A 17,496-nucleotide genomic window follows, 5' to 3' on the forward strand; every position below is an offset into this window, starting at 1 on the left:
GGCACCAGAGGATATGTCGGCCAGGTTCGGAATCGAATGGCGCCTCTCAGCCGGAGTTGTCAGGTTTGACGGGCAGTTGGGAGTCGAGTTCGGAGACAGTGGCTTCCACAGCTGCCGCGATCTCGTCGTCGGTAGGGACGAGATCGCGAACCTGGGAGGGGAGAGTCTCATAGGTGTAGTCGGCTACGGCGAGGGGTGCAGTTGTCCCGGCAAGTGAATACCGGACGACGTTGTCGTTGCGGCCGGCGCAGAGCAAGATTCCCACAGTCGGGGCGTGGATGTCCTTGTTGCGGAGGTTGTCGTCGATCCACGAAACATAGAAGCCGAGCTTCCCGACATACTCCGGCTCAAACCTGCCTACCTTCAACTCGACGACGACGAACCTCGCTTGCACCCAGTTGAAGAACAGCAAGTCGATATAGAAATCCTGATCACCGACCTCGAAATGGTACTGGCGTCCAACAAAGGCGAACCCGTGTCCCAGTTCGAGGAGGAACTGCTCCAGCCGACGCATCAGCGCGGACTCCAGCTCCCGCTCCGCGACACGTTCGGTGATGTCGAGAAAATCGAAGACGTACGGGTCACGCACCAATTGCTGAGCGAGATCGGAATCCTCGGCCGGAAGATGGTCCTGAAAATTCGACGGTGCCGCACCGATCCTGCGCCGTAAACCGCTGTTGATCTGATTTTGCAGCACATTGCGCGACCACCCGTGTTCAGCAGCCGTTGATGCATACCAGTCGCGGTCGGACTGGTTATCCAGCTTGTCGAGCAATACCGTCACATGACCCCACGGCAATTGGCCAACAGGTTGTTGGCCAATTGCATCGCGCCCCCAGATGCTCGCCATCTGCCGCATGTACTTCAGATTGGTCCGCGACAACCCACGCATGTCGGGAAAGGCCGATCGAAGATCGACGGCGAGCCTGTCGATCACCTTTGAACCCCAGCCCTCGGCCTCTTGACGCTGCACGATCGCGTGCCCTATGTCCCAATACAGGCTGAGCAGTTCGGTGTTGACGATTCGGGTGGCGCGAACTCGCGCTTGCCGAACTTGCGACTTGAGATGGTCGAGAAGCTGGGCGTAGTCGGCGGGCAGTTCGGCTGGAGCATTCACCCATCCATCTTTACCCAGCGCTGCTGGGAACGCCCACCGGACATGCCTCCACTGGACACCTCAGCTCGCAGGAACGGCGACTCGGGCGTGGATGCGCGCTAGACGCAGGATCACCCGGCCCTCGCACAGCTCAGATCTTCACAGGGCGCATTGGATGCTCTCCTGAGAGTCAAGCTGCTTTTCGATGGTGTCGGGTGTTCGGGGTGATGGTCTGCGGTCCAGGGTTGAGGAGGTAGTAGACCTCGCGAGCCAGGTAGCGTTTCAGGCACCGAATGGTTTCCAGTTTCGAGTGGCCTTCGCTGGTTTTCTTCTCTACGTAGGCCTGGGTTTTCGGGTCGAGTCGAATGCGGCCGATGACGGCCAGATGCAAGGCTCGGTTGGCTTGGCGGTCACCGCCGCGATTGAGGCGGTGGCGTTGGGTCATGCCAGAAGATGCGGGTAGCGGCGCGACACCGCATAGCATCGCGAACGCGGCTTCGGATTTCATTCGATCGGAATTGTCGCCGGCGGTGACAAGCATTTGTCCGGCGACTTCGATACCGATTCCGACGCGCTCGAGTAGTTGAGGTGCGAGGGCTTTCACGATCGGGTTGATCAGTTCGTCGAGATCGGCGATCTCGTCGGTCAATTCGAGATAGCGGCGAGCCAGGGATTTCAGCGAAACCCGGTAGGCGGTCACAGGATCGGTAGCGTTCGAGACATCCGGCCGCCACGCGGCGAGGAGGCGTATCAGCTGCATCCGCGTCAGATCGCGGACCTGCTCGCGCAGCTCGTCGGGAGCGGAGATGATCGTCATCCGCAATAGTTGCAGCGCACTGCGCCGCTCTCGTACCGAATGGGCTCGGGTCACCCTCAACACACGAAGTGACTCGACGGCACCGTCTTTCGATTTCGGGGTGGTGGTGCGCCGGTTGGTTTTGGCTGCACGCGCTGCGTTAATGGCATCGAGGTCGTCGTTTTTGCCCTTACGGCGGCGGTCCGAGCGATCGGGGCGGTCCACCTCGAGTACCGTCACGCCGGCTTTCGCGAGGTGGCGGGTCAGCCCAGCTCCGTAGGAGCCAGTGCCCTCAATACCGATCCGGATCAGATTGCCGTACTCGCCGATCCAGGTCAGCATGGTTCGATACCCGTTTCGGGTGGTCGGAAAACTGCGAGTTCCGAGGACGTTGTCGTCGGTATCGATCACCGCGGCGACGTGCAGTTCTTTGTGGGTATCGACTCCGGCGAACACTTCCCGGTCTTGATCGAGATCGGCTTTGTCAGGCATCCTTGTCATGTCGCTTTCCTCTCCGTTGACCGATGAGCAAGGCGGCGCCGCGCATCGACCGAACCGGCGGACAAGACAGTGATGAGCACCTGGTGGTGCAGGCTCTCCTCAGGTCACCCCGACGGTGAGGCGTAGCGCCTCACCGGGGGTTCCCAGGAACCGACAAATCCAAGGAAAGACATACGATCGTCGATCGGAGTGCGGGTCAGGAACACTGGGAACTCCCGGCACCAGCATTCTCTCGTCTCCATGCGTTAACGGTCAGGAAATCCGAAAACACCGGCACAAACAGTCTCACTATCGGAGTGAATACGTCCAGCACCATAGCGGCCCTCACCTGAAATCGGGCGCGTCAGGCCTGTCCGCGCGCGGACAGGTACATCGTGTTCCCTGGTAGAGAAAGGTTCTCATGCCGTTCCTAGGTTCGACCATCCACCGTCCGGTATGCATACTGATGACGGCAACAGTCGTCGCAGCCTCCATCGCTTTGATGTCGCCGGGCATCGCGTCCGCCCAATCAAACGGATGCTCGAAGACTTTCAACCTGTTCATCCCCGGAACCTGGGAAACCGCAGAAGACGCCGATCCCTCGATCCCGGTCGGTATGCTCAAACCGATCGCCCACAGCATCGCGGACACGAACGGTAGCGCGGCACAGGTCCACACTCTGCCGTACATGGCCCGAGCCTTCGACAACGGAAAAACCTACGCAGACAGCAAATCTGATGGTTTGACGAGGGCGAAGGACGTGATCGCCGAGATCGCAACGAAATGCTCCGACACCAAATTCACCATCACCGGCTATTCCCAGGGCGCGGACATCGCAGGTGATCTTGCCTCTGAAATCGGCAACGGCTCCGGCCCCATCAAGGCAGAGCAAGTCCTCGCGGTCGGGCTTCTCGCCGATCCCGGTTCCGGAACGAACGGCGAAGCAGTCATCGGCCCGAAGCCGTCAGGAAAGGGGATCGCCGATCCGCGGCCGCAGGGCATGGGGATGCTGTCGGGCCGGGTCGCGTCGATCTGCGATCCGAAAGACCTCTACTGCTCGATCCAAAAAGGTTCGAGCCCGCTGCTCGGATCGCTGGGTTCGGTGCTCACCAAAGCTCCGAGTGCTGGAGTTGACGGCCAGGTAGGCGACACTTCACACCTGGCCACCGCGCTGGCTTCGGATTTCTCCCAAGCCGACCTTCCCAGCCTCGCCACAGCCACTGGCAATCTGACCAGTGAACTCTCGAAGACGGACGGCACAGTCGACCTCGAGAAGGTCGCCTCCAGCGCGACAACTCTGGCGAACACCATCAGTTCGCTCGCGGAACTACTCGGCTCCGGTGCCGCCAATCCTGCGGCGAACGGGCAGCTCGCTGCAGCTCCCGCCGGAACAGCCCAAAACAATGCCGGCCACGTTCTAGACAAGGCCGACCAATCGGATCTCAGCAGTGCGCTCTCGACAGTGACCGCGATCGCCGACACCGCGAGCACGCTCGCCAGTAAGGGCTCCACGACACTGCCGGCGACATCTCGGGACCTGAGCTCGCTATCGACTGCTGCTGGCACCCTCAATAGTCAGATCGCGCCGCTCCTGGCGACACCGAGCGATGTCCTCGGGTCAGCGTCCGGAGTACTCTCCGTGCTCAAACCCACCGTAGTCGTCAACCAAGTCCTCAACTTCGCAACCGGTGTCGCATCCCTAAATATGCCCGCGATCCTGGCGAACCTGAACCTTCTCCCCCAGAAGGTCGCTGCGCTCGATGCGCAGGGCGCCCATAAGGTCACAGGGGATCTGAACAACCAGTTCTCCCCGTTGCTCAAGCTGGCCGCAGGTGTCGATTTGAACTGGGTCTCGCAGGTTCTGGCGGTAATTCCGGATCCGTCCGGCTACTCGCAAGTCGCGGCGCTCGTCGCGTCGAACCTGGGAGGCGTCGACATCATCAAGCTCGCAAACCTCGTCGGCCAGGTTCAGGAAATCACTTGGGCCGCAGTCGAGAAGCTGCTCCCACCGCCTGGACAGCTCCCGGACCCGCTCGGAGCCGGAGCTGCTATGACCGGCCTCGTCCCGGTCGGACTCGAACTGGCTTCTGTCGCGGTCAACATGCTCTCCGGCAAAGTTACGAAGACTGATCCGACATTGCTCGGCAAGCAGTCCTCGACGGCCACCAGGACTACTCAGACACAGAATCTGGACCTTCCAGCACTGGCGGATTCGTTGAGCTCGATGTCCCGCACCCAAGGCGCCAATGACCTTGCATCGCTGGTAAAGGAGGGGCTCGACGCAGCGTCCTTCTTCGCATCCGGAGCACACCAGAACTACAACTTCTTCGTCGTTGATAACGCCGGCCGAAACGCGATCCAGTGGATCTCCGACTGGCTCAACCTGCAGATAAGACGTGCAGTATGAGCCGATGCCGCACCACAATCCGGCTCTATGGTGGTTGCAGTGAGGCGGTGTGTGCTTCGAGTTCGAGCACTCGCCCGACGCCGGCCAGATTGATGCCGTCTGCGATCAGTTCCGCAATGCGACCAAGTCGCGTGAGGTCAGCGTTGCTGTAACGGCGTGTGCGCCCCGTGTGCGGGCTGGAGTGATCAGCCCATGCTGCTCGTAGAGGCGCAGTGTCGCGATGGTGAAACCCGACAGCTCGGTGACTACGGAGATTCCATAGAGGCCAGGAATAGCGGGGAAAGTATGAGGCACCGTGCCTCCTACCTGATCAAGTTCTCCGCGATATCTTGAACTGATCTGATCCTAGTGATATACCCAAATCTACAGTATTTACCTCAGAACTTGGCTGGGTGCGGCGTCGACTCGAATGTTCGGGCACCGGTCTTCTTCGTAGGTGCGCTACTGCAGTGCCGATGGGCGCCGAAATGTCGAAAGCCCTGCCTACAAAACTGTTTTGCATTGAAAACGAGGGTGGCGTGATGGAGCGATACAAGATAACGCTCGCGGACGGGTCGACCGGTGATGGGTTCTTCGAATCCGACAACCAGGCCATCCTCGCTGCAACCGCCGCCAACGGCGGAAGCAGTCAAGGACTGCATGTGCAGCGCTACGACGATCGTGGTTTGCTGCCCACGAAGCTGCCTCCGGGCGGGCATCGCGGCACCCGATGTTCTCGCGCCCACACCCAGAATGCCGCCGGAGTTGCGTAGACCCGTTGCAGGTGAGTCACGTTTCCTCGATGTGTGAGTTGGGCAACAAATCGGAGGTCGGGGAAGGAGGACTCGTGGTGGATGTCGCGGTGTGGACGGAATCCGAAGAACGCCAAACATGGTGGCGCGAGATCGTGGGAATCGCGCCGTCCGAAGACCGCTCTGTGGCAAGAGATGTCGAAGAACAGCCGCGTGCTAAGGATTCCACGGCTGCGACAAGACGCGAATCGAAACCCACTGCGTTTCGCGGCGTGACGGCGGCCTGACTGCAGGCTCGATAGAAGGGCGGAAACACAGTGCTGAACCTTGTTCTGTTGCTGGTGATGCCGAGTATCGGCATGGGTGTGGTAATGTGTCTGGACTTCCGATGGCTCCGCCCCCCGGCGTGAGATGATCGCCGACGATTTGCGTGTAGGCGAGATACGGGGATCCCCATGTCGTAAATCTGCTTCTGTCGGCTCAGGTCGCATACCAGCGACCTCTCTGATCGCCTCGCGCACTTCGTGTGTGAACCGTACAGTCGGCGTACGACGCGCGGGGTCAGCGCCTGAGCGTCCATGGTGACGGTACGGGTTGATACGCCGTCGTCGCGGTCGATGATTGAAGAAACGTCGGCTGGGGAAGCCGACCCGAATGGCTACTTACAGAGTGATCAGTCCTGCAGGCGACGTCACCGCGACGCGCGAGATCGACAGCGCTGACGATGCGCATGCCTGGTTTGTGGATTCTCGCGCCGACAACTCGGAACTGGGATGGCGCATGGAAGTCCACCATGATGGCGAATGGTCGTTCTTCGACGACACCGAGGGCGCATCCAGCTGAGCAGTCGCTCAACGTGTGTGACAAAGATGAGGGAGGACGTTCAAGCATGAGCCAATTACTTGCAGGAAAGAAAGTGGCATTCCTCGTGGCGACGGAGGGAGTCGAACAGATCGAGTTGACGGACCCGTGGGATGCATTGGTTGCCGAACACGCTCAGCCGTCGATTGTTTCGACAGAATCCGGAACTATTCAGGCGTTCAATCATCTCGACAAAGCTGACGTCTTCGACGTGGATGTGGTGGTCGAGTTGGCGAAGTCGTCGGAATACGACGCTCTCGTCCTACCCGGCGGTGTAGCCAACCCCGATTTCCTTCGCATGAATCCAGGAGCGGTGGCGTTCGCCCGGAGTTTCTTCGACACAGGCAAGCCTGTCGCAGTGATATGTCACGGACCGTGGACGCTGGTCGAAGCCGGCGTGGTCGCTGGTCGTACGCTGACGTCGTGGCCTAGTGTGCGTACCGATATCACGAATGCGGGCGGCACGTGGGTGGATGAAGAAGTGGTCGTTTGTACTTCTGGCCCGAATACGTTGATATCGAGTCGCAACCCCGATGATTTACCGGCGTTCTGCGCGACGCTGACCGACACGCTCCGGCAGTCCGAGGCATCGACGCGGGCTATCGAGGGAAGTTACGAGGGAGGTTAGGTCGTGACTTCTACACCGCCCGAACCAGATCCGGAAAACTGTACCTGACTTGGAACCTGGAAGGCCCGAGTCCGAACTCGTGACCGGCAGCAGGCGCCACAACCCGGCATTGTGAATGCGGTGGGAACAGCCGTGCAGGACGGCATCCCGGTGCGCTTGCTGCTTGCGGTGGCATAACGGTAAGCGAGAGATGTTCGCAGAGTTTTACGATCGCACCGGCGGCCGGGTTTACGGACTGATCACCCCCATGATCGATGATCATCGGCGGAGCGAGGAAATCACACACCAAACTTGTGCCGAAGTGTGGGGGACTGCCAGCCGATACCGAGCCGAACGCGGTTCGCCGACGGCATGGGTCCTTCGGATCGCTCATCGACTGGCAGTGGCAGACATGCGGTCTCAGCAGCACGAACGCATCCAGCCGATTGCTGACGACTTCGCCGACGCGCAGGAGTCGCGTCGGCAGGGAGAGAATGTAACTCGTGAACATGAGATAACGCTGGAGTCGTTCTGGCCGACAGTGCAACATCGGGAGAGGAAGGATCTTTACCGGAGTTATTACCGTGCCATGACATCTCGGCAGATCGCTCAGGCCGACGACATCCCGGTGGAAGTGGTGAGATCGAGCATCAAAACAGCCCTACTGGCGGTCCACCTTCACTACGTCAGAACCTCGTCCCGCCCTATGTCGCATTGACGAAGCCAGAGTGGGAGCTTCCGTATGGCAAGCCATCTGGGTCATGTCAAGACAATTCACGTTTCTCGTGACAAATAGAGGTCAGAATGTGTTGGCAGAGTGTCGATGATGTGCATGAAGGCTCTCCCGTCACAATCGTGACGGGAAACCGTGCGGCGGTTTCGTTCAGTGTCCGTGGGCTAGGACTCGCGGACGGTACGTATGTTCCGGATAGTGCGACCATCGGCTGGCGGGCTCACTGTTCGTGTGGCTGGGAGGCTCCCGAACTCATCGAGCGTGTCAGCGACCCTCGATTACCTCGCCGCCGGGGTCAGGTCCTCGATCACTATGGTGGGCCGGCGTTACCGGAAACCGAGGACTGGTGCTATGCACAATGGCTCGATCACCTTCGCCAGGTTTCTGCCGAAATTTCGGTAGCGATGGAGAACGCGGGACAGTCCGCAGGGAAATAAGGCGATGGTTCGATCGCGGCATCGACGCTCGAAGGTGCCATGTTTCATCGATCGGCGAATTGGGCAGAAGGGGCGAGAATCGTTGCCCGCTCACATGCGCACACCGGTGAGTTCGCGCAACGGAGCCTGACAAGACTGCACTCTCTCCTATCGACGAGGGTAGGCCCTGATCGGTGGCTGACGACGAACCACCGATCAGGGCCTCAGATACTGCGTGTCAGCATGTTGGTCCTCGCTGGCACGCACGGCCCACCGATCGGATGCTCACAACACCAATCGGTGGGCCACCACGAACGCACAGCGTGCTACGGCTCGACTTTACGTGCGCTTTTCGGCCTCGTGGTCACACTCAACCGGACCCGCATGGTCCGCCTCCTGGACCACGGATCCAAGTGGCGGGCCAACTCTCGATCGGGCGTACTCGTGCTCGGTATGCATCGAGCCAGAACGCGCATCCGCGCGAACCTAGCATCGAATCGTGTTTTCTATTGAAGTATTATCGACATCTCGGTGAAACAAGCGCCGCGCGACGACGAGTACGCGCAGGACGCTCACCCGCAGTTCTGCTGCGGGATGGGACCGAAATGGACGATTCATCAGCAAAGGCTGCCGCTGACACATCCGGTATCTCATCGTCCGGTCAGCCGCTCGCGGACGACATCTTCGAGTCGCCGGACAGATTCAGTGTGCAGGTGAGCGCGAGTGCATCCGAAAGACTGATTCAAACATTCTGTCAGCAGCTGGTGGCAACAATCGCGAGCGCCGACATGGCGGGCGTCGTTCTTGTCCCTCACCGCGGCACGAAACCTAAGACAGTGGCATGTACCGATGCCCGCGTTTTCGACATCGAACACGAGCAATACCGGATAAACGAGGGTCCGGGTGTGGAATCTGCCCGAACGGCCCAACCCGTGCGTGCAGACAATGACAGCGTGGTTCGTAAGTGGCCGGACTTCGCGCAGCGCGTCTCCGAGGTCGGTGTCGCCAGCTATCTCTCGGCCCCGTTGTTCATCGACGAGGTTCACGTCGGGGTACTGGGCCTGTACAGCTTCGTCGATCACGGCTTCGACGAGATCGACGAGGTATTGCTGCAGGTGTTCATCGCCGCAGTGGAGGGTGCGGTGTGGAAGGCCAGGCGGGGAGAAGAATGGAAAACCGAAATTGCAGGCCTGCGGGCGGCGATGAAATCGCGCGGACACATCGAACAGGCCAAAGGAATGTTGATGGTCATGCATGCAATCACCGAGGACCAAGCATTCGAGATGTTGGCCGCGCAATCGCAGCGACAGAACATTCGCCTCACGACAGTGGCTGCTGAGATCATCCGAGCGTTGAGCGGACAAGCAGGAATCTAGATAACCGAGAACCTCGCTGCGAAAGAAGCGCGACAACCGGACGTGGTCTCACTGCGCGCATAGTCCCCTGTTAAACGTGAAACTGGACGTAGACCCTAACCGAGTACGTTCAGCCGTTCGGCGAACTGCAACAGAAGGTCCATCGCCTCTGGGCTCAAACCGTGAGCGCGGAGAAGGAGGCGGCGAACGTCGTCGTCGTCAATCTCCGATATCGCCATGCGTTCGCGGTCTCGATTCTCGCCGCTGTCATCGCTGCGCTCGTAGGGCAGGTCGTAGAAGTACGAGAGCGGCACTGCGAAGTACTCGGCGATCCGTTCGATGTATCGCGGGGCTGGCCGCCGTCGGACACCATTACGAAGTTGAGGAAGATACGGAGCCGAAATCGGACAACCTTGATCGGTCAGTGCCTGCGCAACCATGGTGTTGGTTGTACGGACGGCCGAGCGGGCGACCAGCGCATTGAGCTGGCGGGCGAACACGTGATCGCTCCCCATCATGGCCCACCACCCATCCTTGAGTTAGCTACATAGTAGCTTTTGGTGGCGAAGGTGATGATCATGTCATGTCATGTCATGTCGTATTCGTCTCGGTGTGATGAGCGATGACTTCACGTGCCAGCACCGTGACGCGGCGATGCTGGGCGCGGGCGTCCGACTGCAGGCGACGTAATGCATGGTCGATCGACATGGTGTGGCGCGCAGCGAGTATCCCACTTGCAATATGCACATCGGCTCGCGAGAAACCGTAGGGGCCGGTAGCAAGATACGGCGTTCGCGTAAGGTCGGTGAACACATAGCTGACCAGTGACCGGGCGCAGCGTACGCAGATCCTCTCCTCCTCAGGTGTGAGGCACCGAGGGTTCTTGATGTAGACGGTCAGAACCCCGAGGGGTACCGAGTCGATGACTAGCGGGAACGCATGGACGGTCCGGACATCCAGTGCGTAAGCGTCCGCGGCGAATGTCGGCCATTCGTCCGCACCGTGATCGCTCGCGTCGTGATGGTGCACTTCTGGACGTAGACGGCGAAAGCACTCCACGGTCGGGCCTTCGCCGAGGATGAATTGCAGTTCGTCGACCTGCGCGGCGATGTCGTCGGTGGCGTAGACAAGGTCACCGGCAGTGCCGGAGAACACCGATACCGCCGCCCCGTCCACAGCGGTCTGTCCGAGAAGATCGAGAACGACATCAGCGGTCCGCGCGGCAGGTCCGTGTCGGTGAGGTGGCGAGCGGGGAATGTCGTTGAGCATGCCGGACGCCTTCCCATCGATCGGGAACCTCAACCCTCCGACATGATTTCAATGAACCTTGAGGAGGTATTTTTCGGCGGCGGCGTATTCGGTGACCGTGCCGTCGGGGCCGGTGGTGTGGGTGAGGAGTTCGAGGTAGCGGCGCCGGTACAGGTGCGCGTCTGGTTGGTGCAGGAGGAAGTGCGCGGCGGCAACGACCTCCGGACGCGGTGCCGCGCGGATGAGTCTGGTGCGGGCGTCGTGATGGCGCTGTGCCTCGGTGCTGTTGTCCGGATTCGTTCCGGGACAGTCGGCGTCGTGGGGTTTCCGGGTGGCGTGGGTCATCGAGTGGCCTCGGTGTGGACGAGGTCGAGGTTGTTGTCGTAATAGTCCAAGACACGGTGATCCATGATGGTTCGCCAGAGCGGTGGTACGGCGGCGCAGACGATCATCACCGCGTACCCGGCCGGCAACTGCGGGGCGGCTGGAGCACTGCGCAGAGATTGATAGCGCAGACGCGGATTCGCGTGATGGTCACTGTGTCGTTGCAATTGATAGAGGAACAAGTTGGACACGAGATGATCGCTGTTCCAACTGTCTTCGGGCCTGGCTTTGACAAAGCTGCCGTCGTCTCGCCGGGCGCGCAGGAGTCCGTAGTGTTCGAGATAGTTCGCGGCTTCGAGGAATGTGATGCCCGCAGCGGCTTGGAGCAGTAGCCAGGGCAGGATCTGTCATCCGAAGGTCACGGTCACGATCGTGTACAGAGCAGCGCTCAGGGCCCACGCCTGGAGGATGTTGTTTGCCGGGGACAGCACCGTTTTTCCTTGACGGCGCAGGCGTGCCGTCTCGATCCCCCACGCCGACTTCAGTCCTCCGACGACGATGCTAGGGAGAAACATCCAAAAGGACTCCCCGAAGCGGGCACTCGCCGGGTCATGGGGTGTGGCGACCTTGATGTGGTGGCCGTGATTGTGCTCGACGTAGAAGTGTCCGTACAGCGATTGGGCGAGAGCGATCTTCGCCAACCAGCGTTCGAGGTTGTCGCTTGTGGCCGAGTTCGTGTGCGGCATTGATACCGACGCCGGCGACGACGCCGACGGTCATGGCGAGCGCGATCTTCTCTCCGGTCGCCATCGGGGCATACGACCAGCACCAGGCGGCGAAGACGAGACCTGCGTATTGCAGTGGCACGAACAGATACGTGCACCACCGGTAGTAGCGGTCATTCTGCAGTGCCGCGATCACAGAGTCGGGTGGGGACTGCCCGTCGGGGCCGGCGACGAGGTCGACGACCGGGACTACAAGGAGCAAAATCCAAGCCCCCGTGGCCCAGAACAGTCCCAGGTGTAAATGTTCGACGAGTATCCAGGACAGGAACGGGCTGGCCGGGATCAGTAGTCCGAGTGGCCACCAGTAGCGTTTGCGGTCCCACCACGTGTGCGCAATGCGACCGGATTCGGGGTGGAGGTTGTGGTGGGCGTCGTTGTCGGCGGTCATGAGCACATCACGGTAACGAGCGGATGGAGCAGCGTCATCGGCATGGTGCCGTTCTCTTGATGGTTAGTCGTGCGTACGAGAGATGTATAGCGTTATACCGCAATAAGTTACAGGCAATGAAGGTTACATGTACTAGCGTTGTTCGGTTGGGTGTGCTCTCCGCGCGGGTGACGTATCCGGTTGTGACGTGTTCGTGCTCTGATCACGGTTTGCTTCATATCGATTCGAATCTAATGACAAATTGGCAGTAGTTGTACATCGCTTTTTACAGATGCCGCAGCGTACCTCCGTCGATATCGAGGTCCCACGGGCTTGCCTCCCGAAGAATCACCTTTCCGATCGGCATTGCCGACTCACTGTCGACAACTTGGATTGTGTCATTCTGTTGATTAAATTCGTTGCACTGCAACGAGATGCGTTCAGAGTGAAACGTATCTTCGTCTGGTATCGAGTGGCAGAGTCGCTACCAGAGTGAGAGCGGACGTCCTGCAGCCTCGGCCGCAGTGATGCACCCTTCGATGACGTCGCTTCCTATGTTCTGTTCGATCCCAATACGGATCGCGGTAGCGATGGCGCGAGTGCGACCTGCGGGTCCGCGGACCGCGAGTGCGACCTGCGGGTCCGCGGACGTCGGCGAGTGGGCTGGCGATGTTGCGTCGCCGAAGCTCGTATTCGCTGCGGTTGCTGCGATTGGTTCCCAACTGCATGTGTGCCGGGTTGGTGCAGCCGGCGAAGTCGCATTGATGACACAGCACCGCGTCGTCGGTGCCCGACCAGCCCAGCCTCGAGATGACACCGTATTCGAGCTGGTAGGCGAACAAATGCGCCGGCACGGTCCCACGCCGCGACGGCCCCGGCAGGCTCGCCGCCCGGAAGGAGCCATGCCCGGTCGAGGACACCCCGCCGATCCACGGCCAGCACTGATGCTGACGCCGTCGGTAGCGTTTGGACTCGAAGCGGGAAACGACGGCAGGGTCGTCGAGCCAGGAACGCCACAGACGTTCGGGAATGCGTACCGGTTGGGGCTGCCCGATCAACGTCATCTGGAACGCCGGCAGCGCGGGAGCGCTGTCGGGCATGCCTGGCAGCGGCAATGAAGCATCGCTCACGAACGTCATCGCGTGCTCCTGACACTCGATCCGGACTGACTGTAGGAGCGCGTACCGACAGGAATATGCCTGACCGGCATTCGGGCGTGCTGCGGTAACAGTTCCAGCGAGCAATAATCGCCGTCCGGCAGACGCGCCGAACTGCACCCCCACTTGTTGGGCCGAAGTCCCGATGCGGTTGCCACGTAGTTGCTCTGCCAGAATCAGGCAGATGACCGACAAAAAAGGCACAAGCGAAGACGTGCTCACAGTGGGTTCTCGTGTACGAATCAGGGTGCCAGGCTTCGATGCTGATGGCAGCGTGGCCTGCACGGGTGTGGTGATCGAGGACTACGCGGACATGATCATCGACCGAGGTTCGGTGGGGCGGGACTGGGCTCCGGTACAGCGGTGGGCGATCGCACTCGACGACGGACGACTGATCTTCGCGAACGACGAAGACCTGACGGCCGCAGAGTAGGGTTCAGCGGAAGAGTTGGCACCGACCACTTTTCGTTACCACTGAAGCGGTAGCAGGGTGTGCCCGCTGATACCCACGCGGCGCCCCAGCTCAACGAAGGCCTGAACTACCTACGCGAGGATGAGGCGCCGTCCTCGTCGCTTGGAAACTCGACCGGCTCGGACGTTCCGTCATTCACGTCAGCGATACCGTCAACGGCTGCCGTTGAGCTCGCGGGCGAGGAAACTTTGCACCTCGGAGCGGGAGTTGGCGGACGATCTGACCGACTTCAACGGCGGATTCTGCTGCACGCGCCACTGCACCGAGTGCGACGGTACTGTGAAGACCTCTGGCTTGTTCGGGAGTAGGGGAGAAAAATGTGTGCTGCCGCGAAAGTTACCTCGTCGGTGATGCAAGTAGCCAACCTGGATCGGTCGGTGAGTTACTACTGCGACGTGTTTGCCTGCCGTGTCGCCCTGAGTGAACGTGATGCCGTGCTTCTTCTGACGCCGGATGATTTTCAGATCTACATGTATGTGCAAAAGGGCGCATCCCGGCGAAACATGAGCAACATCGGCGTCCACTACGTCATGTGGTCCGCCGATACAGAAGAGGAACTTACGCGCATCAGTGAGCGTCTACGTGCATATGATGCCTCCACCTTCACCCAGACAGTCGGTGGAGTGACCTTCGTCGACGGCTGCGATCCCGACGGCATCCGTGTCATCGTCGCCTACCCGGGCCCAGAGCAACTACCCCGAGAGCTGATCGCACAACGATTCCACGGATAACGTGCCCGCCGGAGGGGTGCGTTGGTTCGGTCAGTCCTCGCTGGTGGAGCGGTTACCGATCCACGCGAGGAGGTCGGGATCGGATGACGTCAGCCGCTGCACTTCCTCGCCCCCGTCGCAGCGTCGTAGTGAGATCGTGATCGATGTGGGGGCGCGCCGTAGAACCCGCCACGTCGCTCCCGAATCGGACCAGCGCGAAAGAGTTTCCACCGGTTGATCTTCCGTCATGTCGGCTCCGCTCAGGTATTGGCCCAGCTGTCGGGCCCGAAGACCTCGTAGTGAATATTCTGCGACGGGACGTCCCGTTCGAGCAACGATGCGCGCATCGCCAACATGAACGGCATCGGCCCGCACAGGAACGCCTGGGTATCCGGTTCGATAGTGATATCGCGAAGTTCGGCCCGTCCTTCGTGAACCGACCCGAACGGTATGTGCGTGCCGAGATCCTCGTACCAACGATGCAAGGTTGCGGCGGGGATCTTCTCGACGAGTGTGCTGAGTTCTGCTCGGTGAGCATGATCGGCGATGGATCGATCCGCATGGATGACAGATACCGAACGGTCAGCGCCGGTGTCCACGAGATGATTGAGCATGCCGATCATCGGTGTGCAACCGATTCCGGCCGACGCGAGCAGGAGCGGTGAGTTGTCGTCCGGCATGGTGAGATCGCCGAAAGGTGTGGTGACGGAGAGTTCTTGACCTTCGAATACGTTGTTGTAGAGGAAGTTCGACACTTCGCCATCGGGAGTTCCGGAGATTCGCTTGACGCTGATCCGCCAGTCTGCGCTGCTCGGTATCGAACACAGGCTGTATTGGCGAATCTGGCGGGCGCCGTCGGGCAGCGTAACCCCGACCGAAAGGTACTGTCCGGGAGCAAAGGTGGGGAGAACGCTGCCGTCGAGTGAGGTTAGTGTCAGTGACACGGTGTCGGCGGACTGCAATACCCGTTCGGTGATTCGCACCGTCCGCCAGACGTCACCGGCCTCGACTCCGACGAGCTGATAGAGGCCTCGCTCCATCGTGATCAATGTTTCGGCCATCAGCCAGTAGACCTCGTCCCAGGCTGCTGCGACGTCGGGAGTGACTGCATCGCCGAGTATTTCGACGATTGCGGCAAAGAGGTGTTCGTGCACGATTGCGTACTGGTCGGGGGTGATTCCCAGCGACGCATGCTTGTGAGCGATACGAGAAAGGATGAGATCGACCTTGGCGCTGTCCGGCTCGAGCTGAAGCGTCGCGAATGCTGCGATGGCGCCGGCGAGAGCTTTCTGCTGTTCGCCCTGCTTCTGATTGCCGCGATTGAACAAATCGCGTTCGAGTTCAGGATGTGCGTCGAACATCGTGCGGTAGAACAGGGTTGTGATATCGCCGATGGCGGCGCCGACCACGGGAAGGGTGGCGCGAATGACCTCGGTTGACTGTGGGGAAAGCATGAGCTGCTCCGTTCGGTCGAAATTGACGTTGATCAGCTTGCTTCGTCGCTCCGGGTGGTGAGGCGAAGCAGAACAGTTTTGGACGGCTGCCGGATGACGTCTTCGATCGTGACCGCGTCGAGTGAAACGAAGAACGCTTCCTGAGCGTCGCGTAATGCACTTCGAAGGAGGCAACCGGCGCGCAGTGGGCACGGCTTGTCGCCTTCGCAGTCGACGACTTCACCCGGGCCTTCGAGGCGTCGGGCCAGCCAGCCGATGGTGGCGGTGCGGCCGAGTTCGGTGATGGAAAGCCCACCGCCGCGGCCGCGCCTGGTTGTCACGATGCCGAGCTCACCGAGCCGTGTAACCACCTTGGTGGCATGGGAATACGACACGTTGAGCTGCTCCGCAATTACCCGCGTACTGGGAGAAGCATCGGCGTCGAGTACGGCCAACCGCATGACGACGCGCAATCCCAGATCGGTGAACTGCGTCAGTTGCATGACCCGAACCTACATAATTCGTATCTGAGATGACTATTTATGTGAGGGGGATCTCAACCGAAGCCTCAACGCATCACGTCGACATGGTCGAGAACGCTGTGAAGCGGCACCGATCGTGCAAAATTGGTTTGTCGACGAAAGATCGAACCGGGCACATCGGCCCGTAGCGCACGCTCAGAGGGCGGAGGTGAAACCGTACCGTCGACGCATTTCCTTGATGGCGGCGACGTCGTTTGCGCTGAAACTCGTTGCAGCTGACCATTGCAGCGCTTGCGCGTAGTCCTCTCGCCACTGGTCGATCTCACGTGCGGTGAGGCGAGTGACGGTCGGTTTCTGTCCCTCGGCTACGGGTTCGAATTGGGCCAGAAACACGGCGAGTAATGCCGCTTCGCGCCGACACCTGTTCGTCATGGTGCCACCGCTTTGATGCTGATACCGGCAACGCGGAACGGTGCTGCAATGATCCCGCAAGCGTCGATCGGATCTCGGTGAGGCCGATCGATGCGTCGAACGCAACGACGAACAAATGATGTACAGGGACTTTCGTTCCGGAAATGCACTGTGCTACATAGTTTCATTACAGATGGAGCTCCATTCGGCCCCGACCTCATGAAGAACGAACAACTTTCAAGTAGCTCACCGTAGCAGTACGATTCGGATTATCGCTAACCTCAAGCTACCGGTGGTTCGCTCACCGTACATCGCACCCGAACGGCAACTGTCAACGGGGGTAGCGACGGTGGACTTGATCTGGAATCGGTCCGCCGCCGAAGTCCGTCGTATATTTTTTGCGTCGAGCGACTCGCCAACGGTCACGCCCGAGATCGCACGTGGAGGCTTCGGCTCCATGGTGCGCGGTTCTGTCTGCCACGATCTTTCTGCCGAAGATTTTGTGGCACTTGTATTACCGGGCTTCTCCTCGGAAGGTCGCGGAGGAGTCAGATGGCAACGCTTTTTCAGGGGCGACGGAATCGAGGCCGATCCCGGATCCGATGGAAATTCCACTACCAGAGGA

At 60.1% G+C, this 17,496-nt stretch carries 18 protein-coding genes and 2 pseudogenes; 8 read left to right on the forward strand and 12 right to left on the reverse strand.

What is annotated here, in order from left to right:
* Positions 1-46: 46 nt before the first annotated feature.
* Together G4D79_RS30100 and G4D79_RS30105 are read right to left on the reverse strand one after the other, a co-directional pair.
* Entirely contained in the window at positions 47-1,117 is a 1,071-nt protein-coding gene (locus tag G4D79_RS30100) for a YhcG family protein (RefSeq protein WP_003941261.1), read from the reverse strand.
* Between the two features lie 169 nt (positions 1,118-1,286).
* Positions 1,287-2,393: an IS110 family transposase gene (locus G4D79_RS30105; protein WP_082920510.1), complete on the reverse strand. Its 1,107-nt coding sequence runs from the start codon at positions 2,391-2,393 to the stop codon at positions 1,287-1,289.
* Between the two features lie 400 nt (positions 2,394-2,793).
* On the opposite strand from G4D79_RS30105, the gene G4D79_RS30110 reads away from it, so the two are divergent.
* Positions 2,794-4,779, forward strand: coding sequence for a cutinase family protein (locus tag G4D79_RS30110; protein WP_214514758.1), 1,986 nt, complete (start codon positions 2,794-2,796; stop codon positions 4,777-4,779).
* Positions 4,780-4,804: 25 nt separating this feature from the next.
* Here G4D79_RS30110 and G4D79_RS30115 read toward each other — a convergent pair.
* Positions 4,805-5,073, reverse strand: a pseudogene (locus G4D79_RS30115) (MerR family transcriptional regulator).
* Positions 5,074-5,300: 227 nt separating this feature from the next.
* On the opposite strand from G4D79_RS30115, the gene G4D79_RS30120 reads away from it, so the two are divergent.
* From G4D79_RS30120 to G4D79_RS30140, 5 genes are all read left to right on the forward strand, one after another.
* Entirely contained in the window at positions 5,301-5,531 is a 231-nt protein-coding gene (locus tag G4D79_RS30120) for a hypothetical protein (protein WP_214514759.1), read from the forward strand.
* Positions 5,532-6,164: 633 nt separating this feature from the next.
* On the forward strand, positions 6,165-6,353 hold the full coding sequence (locus G4D79_RS30125; protein ID WP_214514760.1) for a hypothetical protein: 189 nt from the start codon (positions 6,165-6,167) through the stop codon (positions 6,351-6,353).
* Positions 6,354-6,399: 46 nt separating this feature from the next.
* Complete coding sequence (locus G4D79_RS30130) at positions 6,400-6,999, forward strand: type 1 glutamine amidotransferase domain-containing protein (RefSeq protein ID WP_214514761.1); 600 nt, start codon at positions 6,400-6,402, stop codon at positions 6,997-6,999.
* 190 nt (positions 7,000-7,189) lie between these two features.
* Positions 7,190-7,696 (forward strand): sigma factor, encoded by a 507-nt coding sequence (locus G4D79_RS35480; protein WP_214514762.1) that lies wholly within the window; start codon positions 7,190-7,192, stop codon positions 7,694-7,696.
* Between the two features lie 1,036 nt (positions 7,697-8,732).
* Entirely contained in the window at positions 8,733-9,503 is a 771-nt protein-coding gene (locus G4D79_RS30140; RefSeq protein ID WP_064442771.1) for a GAF and ANTAR domain-containing protein, read from the forward strand.
* A gap of 95 nt (positions 9,504-9,598) precedes the next feature.
* Here G4D79_RS30140 and G4D79_RS30145 read toward each other — a convergent pair whose 3' ends face one another.
* The 5 genes and pseudogenes from G4D79_RS30145 to G4D79_RS30165 form a co-directional block, all read right to left on the reverse strand.
* Positions 9,599-10,000 (reverse strand): transcriptional regulator, encoded by a 402-nt coding sequence (locus G4D79_RS30145; RefSeq protein ID WP_214514763.1) that lies wholly within the window; start codon positions 9,998-10,000, stop codon positions 9,599-9,601.
* Positions 10,001-10,073: 73 nt separating this feature from the next.
* Complete coding sequence (locus tag G4D79_RS30150; RefSeq protein WP_214514764.1) at positions 10,074-10,751, reverse strand: GAF and ANTAR domain-containing protein; 678 nt, start codon at positions 10,749-10,751, stop codon at positions 10,074-10,076.
* 48 nt (positions 10,752-10,799) lie between these two features.
* Positions 10,800-11,075, reverse strand: coding sequence for a hypothetical protein (locus tag G4D79_RS30155; protein ID WP_214514814.1), 276 nt, complete (start codon positions 11,073-11,075; stop codon positions 10,800-10,802).
* Positions 11,072-12,227 (reverse strand): annotated as a pseudogene (locus tag G4D79_RS30160) (alkane 1-monooxygenase). The gene G4D79_RS30155 and the pseudogene G4D79_RS30160 overlap by 4 nt, the downstream one beginning before the upstream one ends.
* Positions 12,228-12,646: 419 nt before the next feature.
* Entirely contained in the window at positions 12,647-13,345 is a 699-nt protein-coding gene (locus tag G4D79_RS30165; protein ID WP_374223450.1) for a hypothetical protein, read from the reverse strand.
* 202 nt (positions 13,346-13,547) lie between these two features.
* On the opposite strand from G4D79_RS30165, the gene G4D79_RS30170 reads away from it, so the two are divergent.
* Together G4D79_RS30170 and G4D79_RS30175 are read left to right on the forward strand one after the other, a co-directional pair.
* Entirely contained in the window at positions 13,548-13,796 is a 249-nt protein-coding gene (locus G4D79_RS30170; protein WP_214514765.1) for a hypothetical protein, read from the forward strand.
* 356 nt (positions 13,797-14,152) lie between these two features.
* Complete coding sequence (locus tag G4D79_RS30175; protein WP_214514766.1) at positions 14,153-14,566, forward strand: VOC family protein; 414 nt, start codon at positions 14,153-14,155, stop codon at positions 14,564-14,566.
* 30 nt (positions 14,567-14,596) lie between these two features.
* On the opposite strand, the gene G4D79_RS30180 is transcribed toward G4D79_RS30175, so the two are convergent.
* From G4D79_RS30180 to G4D79_RS30195, 4 genes are all read right to left on the reverse strand, one after another.
* A complete protein-coding gene (locus tag G4D79_RS30180; protein ID WP_214514767.1) occupies positions 14,597-14,794 on the reverse strand; it encodes a hypothetical protein in 198 nt (65 codons plus the stop codon).
* An 11-nt stretch (positions 14,795-14,805) separates the two neighbouring features.
* Positions 14,806-15,999, reverse strand: coding sequence for a globin domain-containing protein (locus G4D79_RS30185; RefSeq protein ID WP_214514768.1), 1,194 nt, complete (start codon positions 15,997-15,999; stop codon positions 14,806-14,808).
* A gap of 32 nt (positions 16,000-16,031) precedes the next feature.
* Positions 16,032-16,481 (reverse strand): Rrf2 family transcriptional regulator, encoded by a 450-nt coding sequence (locus tag G4D79_RS30190; RefSeq protein WP_076949376.1) that lies wholly within the window; start codon positions 16,479-16,481, stop codon positions 16,032-16,034.
* Between the two features lie 174 nt (positions 16,482-16,655).
* The gene (locus tag G4D79_RS30195) at positions 16,656-16,892 is read right to left on the reverse strand and encodes a hypothetical protein (RefSeq protein WP_076949377.1); all 237 of its coding nucleotides are present in this window, start codon (positions 16,890-16,892) and stop codon (positions 16,656-16,658) included.
* Between the last annotated feature and the right edge of the window lie 604 nt (positions 16,893-17,496).

Origin of the sequence: Rhodococcus sp. WY5, assembly GCF_018588185.1 — a bacterium.
GTDB lineage: Bacteria > Actinomycetota > Actinomycetes > Mycobacteriales > Mycobacteriaceae > Rhodococcus_F > Rhodococcus_F qingshengii.